This is a genomic window from Streptomyces goshikiensis, assembly GCF_014650555.1.
Classification (GTDB): Bacteria; Actinomycetota; Actinomycetes; order Streptomycetales; family Streptomycetaceae; genus Streptomyces; species Streptomyces goshikiensis.
The window spans coordinates 997,800-1,015,406 of the sequence record NZ_BMVE01000002.1; the positions used below are offsets into that span (position 1 = coordinate 997,800).

The following is a 17,607-nucleotide window of genomic DNA, read 5'->3' on the forward strand; positions in this document are numbered from 1 at the left end:
CGCGCGCCGACCGCGCGCCGTGCGCCCCCGGTTCCCGAACGGGCTAAGCCGTCAGCGTCATCGCTGAGGGCGATCAAGCCTTCCGGCGCCACCCGCCCCCGGGCAGGGTGAGCGGCATGAGACTACTGATGCTGGGTGGGACCGAGTTCGTCGGGCGCGCGATCACCGAAGACGCCGTGAGCAGGGGCTGGGAGGTGACCGTCTTCCACCGGGGGCGCCATGCACCCCCGCCCGGCACCACCGCCGTGCACGGGGACCGGACGGCTCCCGGCGGGCTCGCCGCCCTCGCCGAGGGGGAGTGGGACCTCGTCGTCGACACCTGGGGCGACGCCCCCACCGCCGTGCGCGACAGCGCCCGGCTGCTGGCCGGCCGCGCCGGGCACTACGCGTACGTCTCCAGCCGCTCCGTCTACTCCTACCCGGCCCCGGCCGGCCTCGGCGAGGACGGCCCGCTGGTCGAGGGCTCCGCCGACGCCGATGCCGTGGCCTATGCCGAGGACAAGCGCGGCGGTGAACTCGCCGCCGTCGAGGCCTTCGGGGACCGGGCCCTGCTGGTGCGCGCCGGCCTGATCCTCGGCCCGTACGAGAACGTCGGCCGGCTGCCCTGGTGGCTGAACCGCGCCGCCCGCGGCGGGCCGATGCTCGCCCCGGGTCCGCGTGACCTCCCGATCCAGTACATCGACGTACGCGACCTCGCGGCCTGGACCCTCGACGCCGCCGCGGCCGGACTGGGCGGCCCGTACAACCTGGTCTCCCCGGTCGGCCATGCCACGATGGCCGGCTTCCTGGAGGCCTGCGTCGCCGCCACCGGGAGCGACGCGGAACTGCGCTGGACCGACCCGGCCGTGCTCCAGGAGGCCGGCGTCGCGCCCTGGACCGAGCTGCCGGTGTGGACCGGGCTGGGCGAGCCGCACGACCACATGTACGGCGGCGACGTGAGCAAGGCCCTGGCAGCGGGCCTCAAGTGCCGCCCCGTGGCGCGGACGGTCGCCGACACCTGGGCCTGGCTCCGCTCCCTCGACTGCGTCGCCCCGCAGCGCTCCGACCGGCCCGCCCCCGGCCTCGGCGCCGAGCGCGAGGCGGCGCTACTCGGCCTCTGACCCGGACACCCCGGAGAGACGGGTCGGCGGCAGGTACTCGCGCAGCAGCCTGCGGTGCCACCACGCGCCCGTCTCGCGCAGCTCCCGCCAGGTCGTGAACCGGTACCGGTACAGCCTGGCCCGCACGTACACCGGCGGGGCGTCCGGGAACGGGTTGTGGCGCAGCAGCCGCAGCGTGTCCCGGTCGCCCGCCAGCAGCCGCTCCACGAACGGCCCGAACCAGTCCCGGGCGTAGTCGGGGGAGAGCGCGGCGAACCACATCAGCCAGTCGAGCCGGAGGTGGTACGGGGCGAACTGGCGCGGCATCCGGCCCGGTTCGCCGGGTTTGCCCTTGAACTCGTACGCGTACCACGCGCCGTCCTCGCGCGGCAGCCGGTCCGCGGTGCCCTCCACCACCACCTCGTCGCGGATCCGGCCCACCGTGCCGAACGCCCCGTACGTGTTGACCAGGTGCAGGGAGTCGAAGGAACGGTTCATCACCTGGCGGCGCGAGATCATGTTCAGCACCGGATGCCGGCTCAGCACCAGCACCAGCGCGGTCACCGCGCACACCGGCACGACGTACCAGAGCGGCGCCTCCCGGTAGGCCGCCGCCGGCGGGGGGCCCGCGAGCCCCGTGAAGTCCACCGCCGACAGGGCGACCGTGATGGTGATCCAGTTCAGCCAGGCGAAATTGCCCGACAGCACCAGCCACAGCTGGGTGGCCACGATGATCCCGGCGGCGTACGAGGCCACCGGCTGCGGAGTGAACAGCAGCACCGGCACCACCAGTTGCGTGACGTGGTTGGCCGCGCACTCCACCCGGTGCACGCGCTTCGGCAGGTGGTGGAAGAACCAGCTCAGCGGCCCGGGCATCGGCTGCGTCTCGTGATGGTGGTAGAGACAGGTGAGCCGGCGCCAGCAGGGGTCGCCCCGCATCTTGATCAGCCCCGCGCCGAACTCCACCCGGAACGCCACCCACCGCAGCAGCCACAGCACCAGCACCGGCGGTCCCACCCGGGCGTTGCCGAGGAAGACCGCGAGGAAACCCACCTCCAGCAGCAGCGACTCCCAGCCGAAGGAGTACCAGGTCTGACCCACGTTCACGATCGACAGGTAGAGCAGCCACAGCACCGCCCACATCCCCATCGCCGCGCCCAGCGGCACCACGTCCCCCGCCCCCGCCGCGAGGGCCACCGCCAGCAGCGCCCCGGCCCAGGCGCAGCCCGCGAAGAGGCCGTCGGAGTAGCGCAGTTGGAACAGGCTCGGGGCGTGCCGGAACGGCACGTACCGCACGTAGCGCGGGACGGGCAGCATGCCGTGCGCCCCGATCAGGGCCCGGAACTGCAGGGCGGCCCCGACGAAGGCGAAGAGGTAGACCCCGGCGAGGGCCCGCTGGAAGACCAGCCGGCCCAGCCAGTAGCCCGGCGCCGTGAACCAGTCCATCCCCTCCAGTATCAGGCCGGCCGGGCGGCGGCGGCCAGCCTGCGCAGGCGGTGCCCGAGCCAGCGCGCGTAGCGCAGCTGGAGGAAGGGGACCACCGGGCCGGCGAGCCGGGTGTACCAGGTGGCCGGGCGGCTGAAGGCGGTCACCTCGAACCAGACCGCGCCGTCCGCGTCGATGTCCACGAGGAAGGACTCCTCCCCGCACTCGGGGTGCCCGGCCAGCGTCCCGTAGGCGAAGCCGATCCGGCGGGGTTCGTACGCGGTCCAGATCACCTCGCACGGGGCCTCGATCCGCAGCGGCCCGATGCCGATGCCGACCACCACCCGGCTGCCCGGGCGGACGGCGCCCGCGTCGGCGCGGACCCGCATCCCCGAGGCCCGGTGCGCGTGGAAGGTGGTGACCGCGACCCCGGCGGCCTCGAAGGCGGCCCGGCCCTGCCCGATCCGGGTGCGGTGGCGCAGGTGGTGGTACCCGGCGGGCAGCGGCCGCCACCGGGTCGCACCCCGGTCGGGGTAGCTGACGGTGTCACGGCCGGTGCTGATGAGGCGGGTCATGGCGTGGTCTCCAATCGGTCGACGTCAGTCGACGGTCAGCCGGCGCCAGGCCAGCACCGAGCACAGGGCGAAGCCGAGCGCGTTGCCGAGGCCGTGGGTGGCGGCCATCCAGGTCAGGGTGGGGTGGGTGATCCCGGTCGCCTCGCCGGCCGCCCACCACAGGGCCAGCAGCATGGTCGCCACCAGCACCGCGGCGGAGGTGCCGAGCAGCGCCCCGGTGGTGCGGTCGCGGGCGCCGGGGCGGATGTCGCGCCAGGTCAGCAGCGCCACCGCCCACATCCCGGTGGTGAGCACGACCGCGCCCGCCAGCTCCGCCCAGTCGTCGACGAAGTAGCCGAGGAGCACCAGCAAGGTGCCGCCGGGAACGCTGTACGCGGCCCAGCGCGACAGCGTCGCGGAGCCCGGCGCGGTGGCGGGTGCAGTGGCGCCGGCCCGGCACACCAGGCCGGCGACCAGTGCGGCGGTGAACCCGGCGAAGTGGAAGTGGGGCACGGTGAGCGCCAGGATGTCGAGGTCGAAGCCGAAGAGCCGGTACCCGGCGCGCTCGGCGACCAGGGCGGTGGCGGCGATCGAGGGCGACACCAGCGCGGTGCACACGGCGACCTCGGCCGGGCCGGACACGGTGGTCCGGGGCGGGGCCCCGCCCGCGCTCCCGTCCGCCCGGCTCCTGCGGCGGGCCTCCAGCAGCCGGGCCGGGGCCCGGGTCGCGAGGGCCAGGGCGGCCGCCGCGTAGAGCGCGGCGAGGACCGTGGCCGGGATCCCGCGCGGCAGCCAGAGGCAGAGCGCCCCGAGGGCGGCCGGTACGGGCCAGAGGCGGGCGGCCGTGCGCAGCCCGGCCGGATCGATCAGGCGGAGGCCGGCGGGGACCACGTAGAGCATGCCCAGGGTGACGATCAGGTTCACCAGTACCGTCACCGCGGACTCCCCTCCCAGGCGCGTCCGAACGCATTGAACGCGTTCAACTCACGGTGTGAGCGTACGTGCTTCCTTGAACATGTTCAAGACTGTCCGGAGGCCGCCCGGCGCACCGCCGCCGCTCCGGTTGCGGCCACCCCCGACATACGGCAGACAAGGAGGAGAAACCGGGGCCGAAAGGGAGATCCACGTGCACGCACCGACACCTCCGACACCTCGTCAGTCGCCGCGTCGTCACGCACCGGCCCAGGCCGCCCTCTTCACCCTCCTCGGCCTGCTCGCCGCGGCCTGCGGGAGCTCCGAGCCCTCCGGCGGAACCCGGGGAGCGGGCTCCGAGAGCCAGGAGGTCCACCTCCAGCCCGTGGCCTCCGCCGGTCCCGAACCCTTCACCTCCTCCTCCGCCACCCACGAGTCCGCCCCCGTTCAGCCCCCGCTGCCCAATCCGACCGGCCAGGGCATCCGCACCGTCAACGCGGCCACCCCCGGCCTGTACGGAGGAACCCAGCGGCTCGGCAGCTGCGACGTGGAACAGCAGCTCCACTCCCTCTCCGAGGACAGCGCCAAGGCCCGTGCCTTCGCCGAGGCCGCCGGGATCGAGCCGGAGAAGATCTCCGACTTCCTGCGCGGCCTCACCCCCGTCGTGCTCCGCGCCGACGCCCGCGTGACCAACCACGGCTTCCGCGACGGCCGCCCCGCCCCCTTCCAGTCCGTCCTCCAGGCCGGGACCGCCGTCCTCGTCGACGGCCACGGGATGCCCCGGGTCCGCTGCGCCTGCGGGAACCCGCTGCTCGCGCCGCGCGCCGCCAAGGGCTCCCCGGTCTACAAGGGCGACGCGTGGAACGGCTACCAGGCCAACCAGGTCGTCGTCATCGAGCCGACCATCCAGGCCGTCGGCAGCCTGGTCATCGTCAACATCGCCAACAACACCTGGATCGAGCGCAAGGCCGGCGACGACGGCGCCCAGGACCGCGCCCCCCAGGCCCCGCCCCCGTACGACCCGGCCGACGGCATCCCGGACGGCTCCGTCACCCCCGACTCGCCGGGGCAGGGCCGGCCCTGTAACCCGCCGGTCGGCAACAGCCTGGCGCGCACCGCGCCGCCCACCGCGCGCCCCTCCGCTCCCGACGGCCGCACCGGCGTCCCGGGCCCCGAGGCCACCGACTGCCCGCCCAGCCCCTCCGCCCCGGCCACCCCGCCGAACCGGCAGCCGGACGCACCCGACGCGCCGGGCCTGCCGAACACCCCGAACGATCCGAACGCGCCGAGCCCCCCGAACCTGCCGGACGGCCCGGCGGCCGTGCCGCCCGCGCAGCCGGGCGATCCGACGCAGCCGCTGCCCGACGCCCCCTGGATCCCGCCGAACGGCCTCCCCGCCGACCCCGTCCCGCAGGACCCCGGTGACCCGGGGCTCCAGCCGGCGCCCGACGGCCCCCTGACCCCGCCGCCCGGCCCGTACGACCCGGGCGCTCCGTACGACCCCTTCACCGCTCCGGGGCAGGACCCCGGCGCCTCCGATCCGGGGGTGTACCTGGAGAGCGCCTGACCCTCCGGTGTGTCATGGTGGATCGGTGCCGACCGCCGTATCGCTGCCGGACGACTGGCCCGCACACCCGGACCGGTCGCTCTCTCTGAACCGCATGGGCAGTTTCGACTGGGACCTGACCACGGGGCTCATGCACATGGACGAGGCTGCCCTCGACGTGTTCGACACGCGCCCGGCCGAGTACGACGGGCGGCCGGAGTCACTGGGCCCGCGGGTGCCGCCCGCCGAGTCCGCCCGCCTCGACGCCCTGGTCTCCAGCGCCCTCAAGAGCGGCGTGGACAGCTACGGCGCCTATTTCCGGATCCGCTGCCGCGACGGCCGGCTCCGCTGGACCCACACCCAGGGCCGCGTCATGCGCGGTACCGACGGGCGCCCGCACCGGATCATCGGCATCGTCCGCGACGCCACCGAGGAGCTCAGCCACTCGGCGGAGCGGCTCGGCCTCGACGAGGAGCGGCGCCGCCAGACCTCGGTGGTCGAGAGCACCACCGCGGCCCTCGCACACGCCCGCACCGTGCGGGACGTCATCGACGTCATCGGCGACGCGCACGGCCTGGAGCGGCTGGGCTCGATGGGCATGGTGATGGGCCTGGTCGAGGCGGGCCGCATCCACCTCGTCGCCGAGGGCCCGGCGGGCAGCTTCGTCCCCGGTACCCGCTACACCCGCATCGACGACCAGTACCCGATGAGCGAGGTCGTACGGTCGCTCCAGCCGCGCTTCCTCGACTCCGCGGCCGAGTTCGCCGCCGGGTATCCCGGCCTCTGGGCGAGGATCTCGTCGATGCACATCTCGGCGGCCGCGTACCTGCCGCTGATCGCCCAGGCCCGCCCCATCGGCGCGATCGGACTGCTGTACCAGGACAAGGACGGCTTCACCCAGGACGAGCGGAACCTGCTCGTCGCGCTCGGCAGCAGCATCGCGCAGAGCCTTCAGCGCGCCATGCTGCTGGAGCAGGAACACGATCTGGCGGAAGGCCTCCAGCAGGCGATGCTGCCGCGCCGGATCCCCTCCGTCCAGGGCGCGGAGATCGCGGTCCGCTACCGCTCCGCGCGGATGGGCCAGGACATCGGCGGCGACTGGTACGACGTCATCCCGCTGCCGGGCGGCCGGGTCGGGGCCGTCATCGGCGACGTCCAGGGCCACGACACCCACGCGGCGGCGGTGATGGGACAGCTCCGCATCGTGCTGCGGGCGTACGCGGCCGAGGGGCACTCGCCGGCCACCGTCATGGCGCGGGCCTCGGTGTTTCTCCACGAGCTGGACACCGACCGCTTCGCGACCTGCACGTACGTGGAGGCCGACCTGGCGACGGGCGTGCTCCAGGTGGTCCGCGCCGGGCACCTGGACCCGCTGGTGCGCGGGAGTGACGGGAGCTGCCGACGGCTGCTGGTGGACGGCGGGATGCCGCTCGGACTCTCGGCGGAGTTCGGCCCGCTGGAGTACGCGGTCACCACCCTGGAACTGGAGCCCGGGGAAACGCTTCTGCTGTGCACCGACGGGCTGGTCGAACAGCCCGGCGCCGACCTGGACGACGGCATCAGGATCCTCATGGGACTGATCTGCAGCGGCCCGGAGGACCTCCAGCAGCTGGCGGACCAGGTCTGCGGGGTGATCGACGACCGGGGCGGCGACGACGACATGGCCCTGCTGTTGCTGCGCCGCGACGCCGGGGAGACCCCGCAGGGCGGCGGCCGCCTGCAACAGCACGTGGCACCGGGCGACCCCGAGGCCCTGGTCGCGGCCCGGCACATGATCGGCACGGCGGTACGGGCATGGGGCGCGCGCGGCCGGGCCGACGAGATCGAGCTGGTGGCGGACGAACTGATCGTGAACGCGCTGATGCACACCGACGGCCCCGCGATCGTGACCCTCCGGGTCCTGGCGGGCCCGCAACGCCGCCTCCGGGTGGAGGTCGAGGACCGCTCCAGCGCGCTTCCGCGCCGCCGCGAGGCGGGGGACTCGGGGGTCTCGGGACGGGGCCTGATGCTGGTGGACCGGCTGGCGGACGTCTGGGGCGTGGAGCCGCGGGGGAGCGGCAAGTGCGTGTGGTGCGAGTTCGTCGTGGACTGACCCGGCCGCCACGCCCGCCGCCACGCCCGCCGCCACGCCCGCCGACGGGGCCGGGTCGCGCCACGGGCGGGGGATTGGCAGGCTGGGGGCATGCCCGAGTTGCCGGAGGTCGAGGCGCTGAGGGAGTTCCTCGACGAACACCTCACCGGGCGGGTCGTCGAACGCGTCCACCCGCTCGCCGTCAGCGTGCTCAAGACGTACGAGCCCCCGCTCGCCGCCCTAGAAGGGCAGCCCGCCGGGACCACCGCCCGCCACGGCAAGTTCCTCGCCCTGCGCATCGGCGAGCTCCACCTCGTCACCCACCTCGCCCGCGCCGGCTGGCTGCGCTGGCAGGACTCCTTCCCCGAGCAGCCCCCGCGCCCCGGCAAGGGCCCGCTCGCGCTGCGCCTCGTACTGGAGGGCGGCGGCGGCTTCGACCTCACCGAGGCGGGCACGCAAAAGCGCCTCGCCGTGTACGTCGTGCGCGATCCGCAGGAGGTGCCCGGGATCGCCCGCCTCGGCCCCGACCCGCTCGCCGACGCCTTCGACCGGGACGCCTTCGCCGCCCTCCTCGCCGGCGAGCGGCGCCAGATCAAGGGCGTGCTCCGCGACCAGGGCGTCATCGCGGGGATCGGCAACGCGTACAGCGACGAGATCCTGCACCGCGCCAAGATCTCCCCGTTCAAGCTCGCCGCCTCCTTCGACGAGGAGCAGGTGACGCATCTGTACGGCGCCGTCCAGGACACCCTCCGCGAGGCCGTCGCCCGCTCGCACGGGGTCGCCGCCGGACGGCTCAAGGCCGAGAAGAAGAGCGCCATGCGCGTGCACGGCCGCGACGGGGAGCCCTGTCCGGTGTGCGGGGACACCGTCCGCTCGGTGTCCTTCGCCGACTCCTCCCTCCAGTACTGCCCCACCTGCCAGACCGGCGGGAAGCCACTGGCCGACCGGAGGCTCTCGCGGCTCCTCAAGTGAGCTCGTAGACTCCCGCGCATGGCCGAGGAGCAGCAGGCAGCGCCGCGGCGGGAGGTCGTCACCGGAGTGCCGCGCGGTACCCGCCGCCGGCCGCCCCCGCACACCCCCGCCCGCTCGGAGATCTCCGAGCAGACCACCCTCGGCGCGACGTACGTCCGCGCCCTGATGCGCAGCCAGCTCCGGGCGGGCGCGATGGCGCTGGCCGCGATGGCGCTGCTGATCGGCCTGCTGCCGCTGGTGTTCGTCGTGGTGCCGCGCGGATTCTCGGGCCCGCTGGTGTGGGTGGCGCTCGCGCTGGCGGTGTACCCGGTGATGTGGCTCATCGCCCGCTGGTACGTACGCCGGGCCGAGGCCAACGAGGCCGCCTTCACCGGCCTGGTCACCGACCCGGCCGAGTCGCCCCGCCCGCGCTGCTGTTAGGACGACCCCGGGGCCGTCCTCAGAACAGGTGCATCGCCAGGTGTCCCAGCGGCAGGCCGAGCTGCCAGGCCGGGGTCCACACGCGGACGTTCTCGTCGAGTCCCGGCGGGATGTCGTCGTCGATGCCGGGCCGGCCCGGGTCGAGGTTCGTGGCGAACAGTTCGGTGCGGTCCAGCCAGCGCCACGCCGCCCGGGCCAGCTCCAGGTCCGGGTCCTCGCCCCCGCCGCGCTCGTGGGCCTCCTCGCCCAGCGCGAGGAACCGGGTGTGCACCCAGTCGCGCCAGGGGTGTCCGTACGCCGTCAGCGACAGCCACTCGTCGAGCTGCGAGACCACCCGGATCCCGGAGAGCTCGCCGGCCGCGTCGGAGAGGTAGATGGTGAGCGCGAGGGTGTCCCGCCCGGCGCGGAACTCCAGGGTGCCGGCGGGGATCAGCCTCCCCGTGCGCAGCAGTTCGTCGGCGATGTACTCCGCGTAGAGCCATGCCATGGGCACCGCGAGCCCGCCGTCACTGGTGCCGTTCATACCCTCGGGCTGCACCGTTCCACCTTCTCCCGCGCGTTCGAACCTGCCGCCGTCAGTCCTGAGCCTTCCGCGAGCGGCTGGCGGAGCGGGGAGTGTTTACTCAATTTGAACGGTCTGGTGCCGGATTTCATGCGCCAAGCGTCCGTTCCGTGCCCATTCGGGGCGTTCGCTGAGTGTTTCACGGTGGCGTCCCCGGGGAAACGAAGTCTCCCGTCCCGCCCTTCCCTCAGGCGCCGAGCCCGTACCCCTGGAGGCCCTTCTTCAGGGCGCGCAGGGCGTAGTAGGTCCTGGACTTGACGGTTCCGGCCGGGATCCCGAGTTCGGCGGCCGCCTCGGCCACCGAGCGGTCCCGGAAGTACACCTGCATCAGCACCTCGCGGTGCTCCTGCCCCAGGCTCCCCACCGCCCGCCGGACGTCGATCGCCGTGACCGAGCCGGCCACCGCGTCGTCCGGGGCGGGGGCCTGCTCCAGGCCCTCCGGGTCGACCTCCTGAGGCCGTGACAGCCGGGCCCTGCGGGCGTCGATCGCGAGCCGCCGCGCCACGGTGAACAGCCAGGGCCGCATGGACTCGTGACCGCTCGCCAGCACCTCCGGGTGCTGCCAGACGCGTACGAACGTCTCCTGTACGAGGTCCTCGGCGCGCTGGGCGTCCCCCGCGGTGAGGCTGAGGAGGAATCCGAACAGGGCCCGGCCGTGCTCGCGCTGGAGATCGGCCAGCGCCTCGGGGTCGGTGCGCTGGAGGGTGGGGGAGAGCGGCACGAGGGGCTCCTTCCGAGGTCCGGTCTGGTCCGACGCCCTCACCCTCACCTGCGCGGCGCCACCCGGGAACCGTCGTGCCGCGCCGGTGCGCCGAGCGTCCGGGGTCGTCCGGTGGGCGGGCGCGCGGGGCGGTGAACGGTCGAACGGCACGGCGAACGGCAGTGCCGCCATCGGGATGGGGTCGGAGCGCGGGGCGGCGCGGCTCCTTGACGGGCAAAGTCTCCTTCTGTCAATTCATGAATTCAGATGATCCGATAGTCGTACTAATAGGGATGGCGCCATGACCCAGCGCACCCAGCGCATCCGGCGGGCCCTCGGGATCCTGTCGGCCGTTCTCCTGCCGGCGGTCGCGGTCGCCGGCTGCTCCGCCGCGGACGGACCGGGGAAGTCCGCACCCGCACGCCTGGGGCGGTCGTCCGCCCCTGCCCCGTCCAGCGCCGCCGGACCCACCGCGGCTCCCGCCGCGTCCGCGGGATCCGCCGGGTCCGGCAAGGGCTTCACCCTGGTCGCGAGCGGCGACGTACTGCCCCACACCTCCGTCATCAGCCAGGGCGCGGCCGACGCGGGCGGCGACGGCTACGACTTCAGGCCGATGTTCTCCGGGGTCAAACCGGTGGTCTCCGCCGCCGACCTGGCCCTCTGCCACATGGAGACCGTCTACGGGGAGGAGGACGGCCCGTTCAGCGGCTACCCGGCGTTCACCTCGCCGCCGCAGATCGCCGCCGGGCTGAAGGACGCCGGATACGACGGCTGCTCCACCGCCTCCAACCACACGCTGGACGACGGAGCCGAGGGGATCAAACGCACCCTCGACGCCTTCGACAAGGCCGGCCTGGGGCACGCGGGTTCGGCCCGCAGCGCCGCCGAGGCGGCCAGGCCCACGGTGTACACGGCGGGTTCCGCGAAGGTCGCGCACCTCGCGTACACCTTCGACACCAACGGCTACCCGATGCCGGAGGGCCGGCCGTGGGCGGTCAACCTGATGCGGGAGGAGAAGATCGTCGCCGACGCCCGGGCCGCCCGGAAGGCGGGTGCGGACGTGGTCCTGGTGAGCCTGCACTGGGGTACCGAATGGCAGACCGAGCCGGACGAGACGCAGCTCTCGCTCGGCAAGGCGCTGACCGCCTCGCGGACCGGCGGCCGCCCCGACATCGATCTGATCCTGGGCACGCACGCACACATCCCGCAGGCCTACGAGAAGGTCAACGGGACCTGGATCATCTACGGCATGGGCGACCAGGTCGCGGGCCAGATGTTCAACCACTCGGGCGCGGAGGACCCGCGCGGCGGCTACGGATCCATCGGCCGCTTCACCTTCGCCCCGCCGGCGGCCGCCGGGCAGCGCTGGCGGGTCACCAAGGCGGAGTACATCCCGCAGTGGATGGACCGCGGCGCGGGCCGGGTGGTCAACCTCTCCGAGGGCCTCGAACGGCACCCCGACCGCGAGGACTACGAGAGCGCGAGCGAGGCCATCAGCGAAGCCGTCCTCAGCCGCGGCGCCGCCAAGGACGGCCTGACCCAGGGCACCTGACCCCCAGCCCGCCGCGCACCGGCCCCCGGGTGCCGGCCCGCCGCGCACCGGCCCCCGGGCGCCGGCCCGCCGCGCACCTGCCTACCGGCGCCCGGCACCGGCCACCGGCCTACCGGGTACCGGCCGCCCCGGGCGCTGGCCCGCCGGCGCGGGCCGGGCCGTCGGGGTGGGCGGCCGTCGGCCCTGTGCCGCCCGGCGCGGGGATCCCGCCGGGCCGGCAGATTCCGCCGTCCCGTCCGGCCATTGGCCCCCTACGGCACCACCGTGACGGGCCAGCGGCCCGCCTTGACCAGGCGGACCGCCACCGAGCCCACGATCCGGTGCCCCGCCTGCTCGGAGGCGCCCACCACCACCGCGTCCGCCGTCAGCTCCTGCGCCGCGCTCACCAGCCCCGCGTACGGATCGCCGCGGAAGGTGTGGAACTCCCAGCGGACGTCGAAGATGCCCTTGAGCCGCTCCGCCGCCTCGCGGATCCCGGTCACGATCTCCTCCGCGACCTCCCCGGTGGCCTCCGCCACCGGCGCGCCCAGCGAGGCGCCGGCCGCCATCACCGGCTGGACGTACACCAGCGCCAGCAGCGCGTTCTGCCTCCGGGCCAGCCCCGCCGCGTACGCCACCGCCCGCAGCGAGGAGTCCGACCCGTCGATCCCGGCGAGGATCACCTTCGGGCCGTCCGTACCGCGTTCGAACCCCGTGTTCACATGCTCCGTCACACCCGCGAGGCTATCCGGCTCGACGCGCGGACCGACGCCGCCCTCCCTACAGTGCGAACCATGAGTGTGACCGTGGAGCAGACGCGCGGAACCAGGAACCGCTTCCTGAAGCGGGTTCCCGACGCGTTCGGCGCGTTCTTCGCGGCGCTCGGCGTCCTCTGCGTCCTGCTGTCGGTCTCCCCGGCCCTGCGGCGGCTGCTGCGCCACATCGTCCGCTTCCTGGACCTGTACATCGTCCCGGTCAGCGCGAACCTCGCCTACGCCGTCTTCCTCTTCCTGCTCGCCGCCGCGCTCGCCGCCTGCAAGAAGGTCGCCTGGTGGATCGTCGTCACCTATCTGGCCCTGCTGATCCTGGTCGACGTACTGATCATCGCCGGCGGGGACTACTGGATCGGCGGCCCCTCGATGGCCATCTCGGTCGCGGCCCTCGGCATCCTGATCGCCGCCCGCGCCGAGTTCTACGCCGCCTCCCGCCCCGGCGCCCTCTGGCGGGCCCTGCTCGTCCTGGGCCTCGGCCTGCTCGCCGCCGTGCTCCTCGGCTGGGGCCTGGTCGCGCTGTTCCCAGGCACCCTGCCCAAGGGGCAGTGGCTGGACTGGGCCGCCAAGGAGGTCTTCGGCGGTCTCTTCTCGGACCGCGAGTTCGACGGCCGCCCGCCCCGCCCGCTGTCCTTCCTGTGCGGCCTCTTCGGCGCCCTCGCCCTGCTGAACGCGGCCGCCACCCTCTTCCGGTCCCAGCGGCTGACCGCCGCCCTGCACGGGGACGAGGAACCCCGCATCCGCGCCCTGCTCGGCGCCTACGGACGCCACGACTCCCTCGGCTACTTCGCTACCCGCCGCGACAAGGCCGTCGTCTTCGCCCCCAACGGCAAGGCCGGCGTCACCTACCGCGTCGAGGCCGGAGTCTGCCTGGCCAGCGGCGACCCCGTCGGTGACCCCGCGGCCTGGACCCCCGCCGTCGACGCCTGGCTGGCCGTCGCCCGCCGCTACGGCTGGCAGCCCGCCGTGATGGGCGCCTCCGAGGAGGGGGCCACCGCGTACGCCCGCTCGGGGCTCAGCGCCCTCCAGCTCGGCGACGAGGCGATCCTGCACGTGGCCCACTTCGACCTTGACGGCCGCGACATGCGCGTCACCCGCCAGGCGGTCAACCGGGTCAGGCGGGCCGGCGCCACCACCCTCATCAGGCGCCACTCCGCCCTCACCGACGAGGAGATGCAGCACATCGTCGACCGGGCCGACACCTGGCGCGACACCGAGACCGAACGCGGTTTCTCCATGGCCCTGGACCGGCTCGGCGACCCCGCCGACGGGGACTGCCTGCTGGTGGAGGCCTTCGACGACCAGGGCACGCTGATCGCCCTGCTCTCCTTCGTCCCCTGGGGCAAGGACGGCATCTCCCTCGACCTGATGCGCCGAGACCGTGCCGCCCCCAACGGGATCATGGAGTTCATGGTCGCCCAGCTCTGCGCCGCCGCCCCCGGCCTCGGCGTACGCCGGATCTCCCTCAACTTCGCCGTGTTCCGCTCCGCCTTCGAGGAAGGCGGCCGGATCGGCGCCGGCCCCGTCCTGAAGCTGTGGCGCCGGCTGCTGCTGTTCTTCTCCCGCTGGTGGCAGCTGGAGGCCCTGTACCGCTCGAACGTCAAGTACGGCCCCGAGTGGTACCCGCGGTTCCTCTGCTACCAGGACGCCGGCTCGCTCGCCCGGGTCAGCCTCGCCTCCGGCATCGCCGAGGGCTTCGTCTCCGTACCCAGCATGCGCAAGCTGTGGGGCAAGGGCCACGCCAGGGGGCTCACCGCGCCCGTCACCACCGAGGGGCTGCCCTCCATCGACTCCCTCGGGCTGGACCTCGTAGCGGACGAGACCGCGGGCGCGCCCGCGGAGCGGCTGCCCGAGCAGGTCCGGGTCCGGCACGACAAGCTGGAGCGGATCCGCGCCGCCGGCACCGACCCGTACCCCGTCGGCATCCCGCAGCGCACCCACACCGTCGCCCAGCTCAAAGCCGCCCACCCCGGACACCCGCCCGGCGCCCGGACCGGCGAGGAGGTCACCCTCGCCGGGCGCGTGATGGTCGTACGCGACCTCGGCGGCGTCGTCTTCGCCGTGCTGCGCGACTGGTCCGGCGACACGCAGCTGATGCTCACCCGCGACGAGGCGGGCGCCGGCGTCCTGGACTCCTTCACCTCCCAGGTCGACTTCGGCGACCACGTCCTCGCGCGCGGCGAGGTCGGCGCCAGCAGGAGCGGCGAGCTGTCCCTCGTCGTCCGCTCCTGGCAGCTCACCGGCAAGTGCCTGCGCCCGCTCCCCGACAAGCGCAAGGGCCTCGCCGACCCGGAGGCCCGGGTCCGGCGCCGCTACCTCGACCTGGTCGCCAGCCCCGAGGCGCGCGATGTCGTACGGGCGCGCTCCGCGGCCGTGCAGGCGCTGCGCCAGGGGCTGCTGGACCGCGGCTACCTGGAGGTCGAGACCCCGATGCTCCAGCAGATCCACGGCGGGGCCAACGCCCGGCCGTTCCGCACCCACATCAACGCCTACGACCTCGACCTGTACCTGCGCATCGCCCCCGAGCTGTACCTGAAGCGGCTGTGCGTCGGCGGCATGGAGAAGGTCTTCGAGATGGGCCGCACCTTCCGCAACGAGGGCGTCTCCTACAAGCACAACCCCGAGTTCACGATGCTGGAGGCGTACCAGGCCTTCGCCGACTACGACGTGATGCTCGACCTGACGCGCGAGCTGATCCAGGGCGCCGCCACCGCCGCCTACGGCTCGCCCATCGCCCACAAGGCCGGCCCGGACGGCAAGCTCGTCGTACACGACATCTCCGGGATCTGGCCGGTCAAGACGATGTACGGGGCGATCGGCGAGGCCCTCGGCGAGGAGGTCGACGCCGACACCGCCGAACCCGTGCTGCGCCGGCTCTGCGACCGGGCCGGCGTGCCGCACGGGCCCGAGGACACCCGCGGTGACGTGGTGCTGGAGATGTACGAGCGGCTGGTCGAGGAGAGGACCAAGCTGCCCACCTTCTACAAGGACTTCCCCACCGACGTGTCCCCGCTGACCCGGCAGCACCGCAGGGACCCACGGCTCGCCGAGCGCTGGGACCTGGTGGCCTTCGGCACCGAACTGGGCACGGCCTACTCGGAGCTGACCGACCCCGTCGAACAGCGGCGCCGGCTCACCGCGCAGTCGCTGCTGGCGGCGGGCGGCGACCCGGAGGCGATGGAGCTCGACAACGACTTCCTGGACGCGCTGGAGTACGCCATGCCGCCGACCGGCGGCCTGGGCATCGGCGTGGACCGGCTGGTCATGTTCCTCACCGGTCTGACGATCCGCGAGACGCTTCCGTTCCCCCTGGTGCGGCGCGGCTGATCGGGTGAGGGGCACAAGGAGCGTCCGCGCCTCTCGACATCCGCGGGGATGTCGTTGATACGTAGTAATAATGAAAAACGACGAACCGACAGTAGGGCGGCGCGTGCTCCTGCGCACCGCCGTCTTCCTCGGAGTCGCCGCCGCCTCGGGACTGCTCTCCGGGGGCGAGACCGGCGCGCCCGGACCGGGCACGGCCAGGGGCGGCCTCCCGGGTACCCCGGGTACCCCGGGTGCCCCGGGCGGCGCCGCCGGGGCCGGAGCCGGGGCCGCCGGGCCGGGCGGGGGAGCGGCGGGAGCCGGCGGAGCGCCCGCGATGAGCCTCCAGGGCCCGCCCCGCACGGCGTACCGGCTCCAGCCCATGACCTCCGAGGCGCCGGCCCGGCAGGCCGCGGCGAAACCCGCCGTCCGCACCCGGCCCATCCTGGAACTGCCCGCCGGCACCACCCCGGCCCACGCGATGACGCTCACCTTCGACGACGGCCCCGACCCCCGCTACACCCCCGTCATCCTCGACATCCTCGCCCGCCACGGGGTGCGCGCCATGTTCTTCGTCTGCGGGGAGATGGCCACCGAACACCGCGACCTGCTGCGCCGGATGGTCGCCGAGGGCCATGTCATCGGCAACCACACCTGGACCCACCCGCACCTCCCCAAGCTCAGCCGGCCCGCCCTCGCCTCCGAGATCGGCCGCACGAGCGACGTCGTACACGAGGCCGTCGGAGAGGCACCCGTCTGGTTCCGCGCACCGTACGGGGAGTGGAACAGGGCCACGTTCGAGATCGGGGCCGAGCTGGGCATGGAGCCGCTCGCCTGGACCGTGGACACCCTGGACTGGAAGGAACCCGGCACCCCCGCCATCGTCTCCCGGGCCCTCAAGGGGGCCGCGCCCGGCGTGATCGTCCTGTCCCACGACGCGGGCGGCAACCGGTCGCAGACCGTCCAGGCCCTCGGCGAGTACCTCCCCCAGCTCATCGGGCGGGGCTACCGGATGACCCTGCCGACCCTGCCGCCCCGCTGAGGAAACGCTCCCCGGCGGGGCGACGGCGCCGTCCTCAGCGGGTCGCCACCATCCGGGCGAAGACCACCACGTTGCCGTCGTAGCCCTTCGCCTTCGAATAGCCGCCGCCACACGTGATCACCCGGAGTTCGGCGTGCCCGGTGTCCCCGTACACCCGGGCTCCGGGGAAGGACTCCTTCGAGAAGACCTCCACCCCGTACACCTCGAACACCGCGGTGCGCCCGTCGTACCGCTCCACCTCGATGTGATTGCCCTTGCGGACCGACCCGAGGCCGTAGAAGACCGCCGGGCCCTGCGCGTTGTCCACGTGGCCCACGAGCACCGCCGAACCGCGCTGCCCCGGCGAAATGCCGTTGAGGTACCAGCCCGCCAGATTCGGGTCCTGCGGCGGCGGGGCGTCGATCCAGCCCTGCGCGTCCAGCCCGACCGTCATCACCGGCGCGTCCACCTTGATCGCCGGGATCCGCACGCGCTGCACCGACGAATGCTCCAGCACCTCCATGTCCTGTGGCGGCTCGGGCGGCTTCACCGGCAGCTGATCGGAGCTCGCCGCGACCGCCGCGGCCGCGGCGGGCTGCGGCGGACCGTCCTGCGCCAGCGCCCCGTTGCGCATCATGGCGAGGCCGCTGAGCATGACCAGCGCGAGCACACCCCAGGGGGCGCGTCTTCTCGGTGGCTGCTCGCTCTCGTCCTCGGTCATGGCTCTCCCTTCCCGACGCG

General features: G+C 73.9%; 15 protein-coding genes. 8 read left to right on the forward strand and 7 right to left on the reverse strand.

The genetic code is table 11. From position 1 onward, the window contains the following. Positions 1–116: 116 nt before the first annotated feature. Entirely contained in the window at positions 117–1,100 is a 984-nt protein-coding gene (locus IE248_RS09605; RefSeq protein ID WP_100580182.1) for an NAD-dependent epimerase/dehydratase family protein, read from the forward strand. On the opposite strand, the gene IE248_RS09610 is transcribed toward IE248_RS09605, so the two are convergent. From IE248_RS09610 to IE248_RS09620, 3 genes are read right to left on the reverse strand one after another with little or no spacing between them, the layout of a single operon-like run. Beyond that, complete coding sequence (locus tag IE248_RS09610; RefSeq protein WP_073796672.1) at positions 1,086–2,525, reverse strand: lipase maturation factor family protein; 1,440 nt, start codon at positions 2,523–2,525, stop codon at positions 1,086–1,088. The genes IE248_RS09605 and IE248_RS09610 overlap by 15 nt on opposite strands. A gap of 11 nt (positions 2,526–2,536) precedes the next feature. Continuing rightward, positions 2,537–3,079: a DUF1990 domain-containing protein gene (locus IE248_RS09615; RefSeq protein WP_190030397.1), complete on the reverse strand. Its 543-nt coding sequence runs from the start codon at positions 3,077–3,079 to the stop codon at positions 2,537–2,539. Positions 3,080–3,103: 24 nt separating this feature from the next. Then, positions 3,104–3,994, reverse strand: a complete 891-nt coding sequence (locus IE248_RS09620) for a YndJ family protein (RefSeq protein ID WP_190030398.1) — start codon at positions 3,992–3,994, stop codon at positions 3,104–3,106. A 190-nt stretch (positions 3,995–4,184) separates the two neighbouring features. Between IE248_RS09620 and IE248_RS09625 the strand changes: the two genes are divergently transcribed. From IE248_RS09625 to IE248_RS09640, 4 genes are all read left to right on the forward strand, one after another. Next, entirely contained in the window at positions 4,185–5,537 is a 1,353-nt protein-coding gene (locus tag IE248_RS09625) for a DUF6777 domain-containing protein (RefSeq protein ID WP_190030399.1), read from the forward strand. Between the two features lie 7 nt (positions 5,538–5,544). Next, positions 5,545–7,608 carry a SpoIIE family protein phosphatase gene (locus tag IE248_RS09630; protein WP_008740253.1) on the forward strand — a complete coding sequence of 688 codons (2,064 nt, stop codon included), beginning with the start codon at positions 5,545–5,547 and terminating at the stop codon, positions 7,606–7,608. Positions 7,609–7,698: 90 nt separating this feature from the next. Next, positions 7,699–8,559 (forward strand): Fpg/Nei family DNA glycosylase, encoded by an 861-nt coding sequence (locus IE248_RS09635; protein WP_190030400.1) that lies wholly within the window; start codon positions 7,699–7,701, stop codon positions 8,557–8,559. A gap of 18 nt (positions 8,560–8,577) precedes the next feature. Further along, positions 8,578–8,979: a hypothetical protein gene (locus IE248_RS09640; protein WP_008740255.1), complete on the forward strand. Its 402-nt coding sequence runs from the start codon at positions 8,578–8,580 to the stop codon at positions 8,977–8,979. Between the two features lie 19 nt (positions 8,980–8,998). Here the strand turns inward: IE248_RS09640 and IE248_RS09645 are convergent, their stop codons facing one another. Then, the gene (locus IE248_RS09645) at positions 8,999–9,502 is read right to left on the reverse strand and encodes a hypothetical protein (protein ID WP_037792272.1); all 504 of its coding nucleotides are present in this window, start codon (positions 9,500–9,502) and stop codon (positions 8,999–9,001) included. A 226-nt stretch (positions 9,503–9,728) separates the two neighbouring features. Then, positions 9,729–10,262 (reverse strand): sigma-70 family RNA polymerase sigma factor, encoded by a 534-nt coding sequence (locus tag IE248_RS09650; RefSeq protein WP_008740257.1) that lies wholly within the window; start codon positions 10,260–10,262, stop codon positions 9,729–9,731. 280 nt (positions 10,263–10,542) lie between these two features. On the opposite strand from IE248_RS09650, the gene IE248_RS09655 reads away from it, so the two are divergent. After that, positions 10,543–11,793, forward strand: a complete 1,251-nt coding sequence (locus tag IE248_RS09655) for a CapA family protein (RefSeq protein ID WP_073796666.1) — start codon at positions 10,543–10,545, stop codon at positions 11,791–11,793. 251 nt (positions 11,794–12,044) lie between these two features. Here IE248_RS09655 and IE248_RS09660 read toward each other — a convergent pair whose 3' ends face one another. Next, positions 12,045–12,506: a universal stress protein gene (locus IE248_RS09660; RefSeq protein WP_008740259.1), complete on the reverse strand. Its 462-nt coding sequence runs from the start codon at positions 12,504–12,506 to the stop codon at positions 12,045–12,047. Positions 12,507–12,566: 60 nt separating this feature from the next. On the opposite strand from IE248_RS09660, the gene lysX reads away from it, so the two are divergent. Together lysX and IE248_RS09670 are read left to right on the forward strand one after the other, a co-directional pair. Then, positions 12,567–15,869, forward strand: a complete 3,303-nt coding sequence (gene lysX / locus IE248_RS09665; RefSeq protein ID WP_190030401.1) for a bifunctional lysylphosphatidylglycerol synthetase/lysine--tRNA ligase LysX — start codon at positions 12,567–12,569, stop codon at positions 15,867–15,869. 70 nt (positions 15,870–15,939) lie between these two features. After that, positions 15,940–16,887: a polysaccharide deacetylase family protein gene (locus tag IE248_RS09670; RefSeq protein WP_190030402.1), complete on the forward strand. Its 948-nt coding sequence runs from the start codon at positions 15,940–15,942 to the stop codon at positions 16,885–16,887. A 34-nt stretch (positions 16,888–16,921) separates the two neighbouring features. Here the strand turns inward: IE248_RS09670 and IE248_RS09675 are convergent, their stop codons facing one another. Next, a complete protein-coding gene (locus IE248_RS09675; protein WP_008740262.1) occupies positions 16,922–17,587 on the reverse strand; it encodes a class F sortase in 666 nt (221 codons plus the stop codon). Positions 17,588–17,607 lie beyond the last annotated feature (20 nt).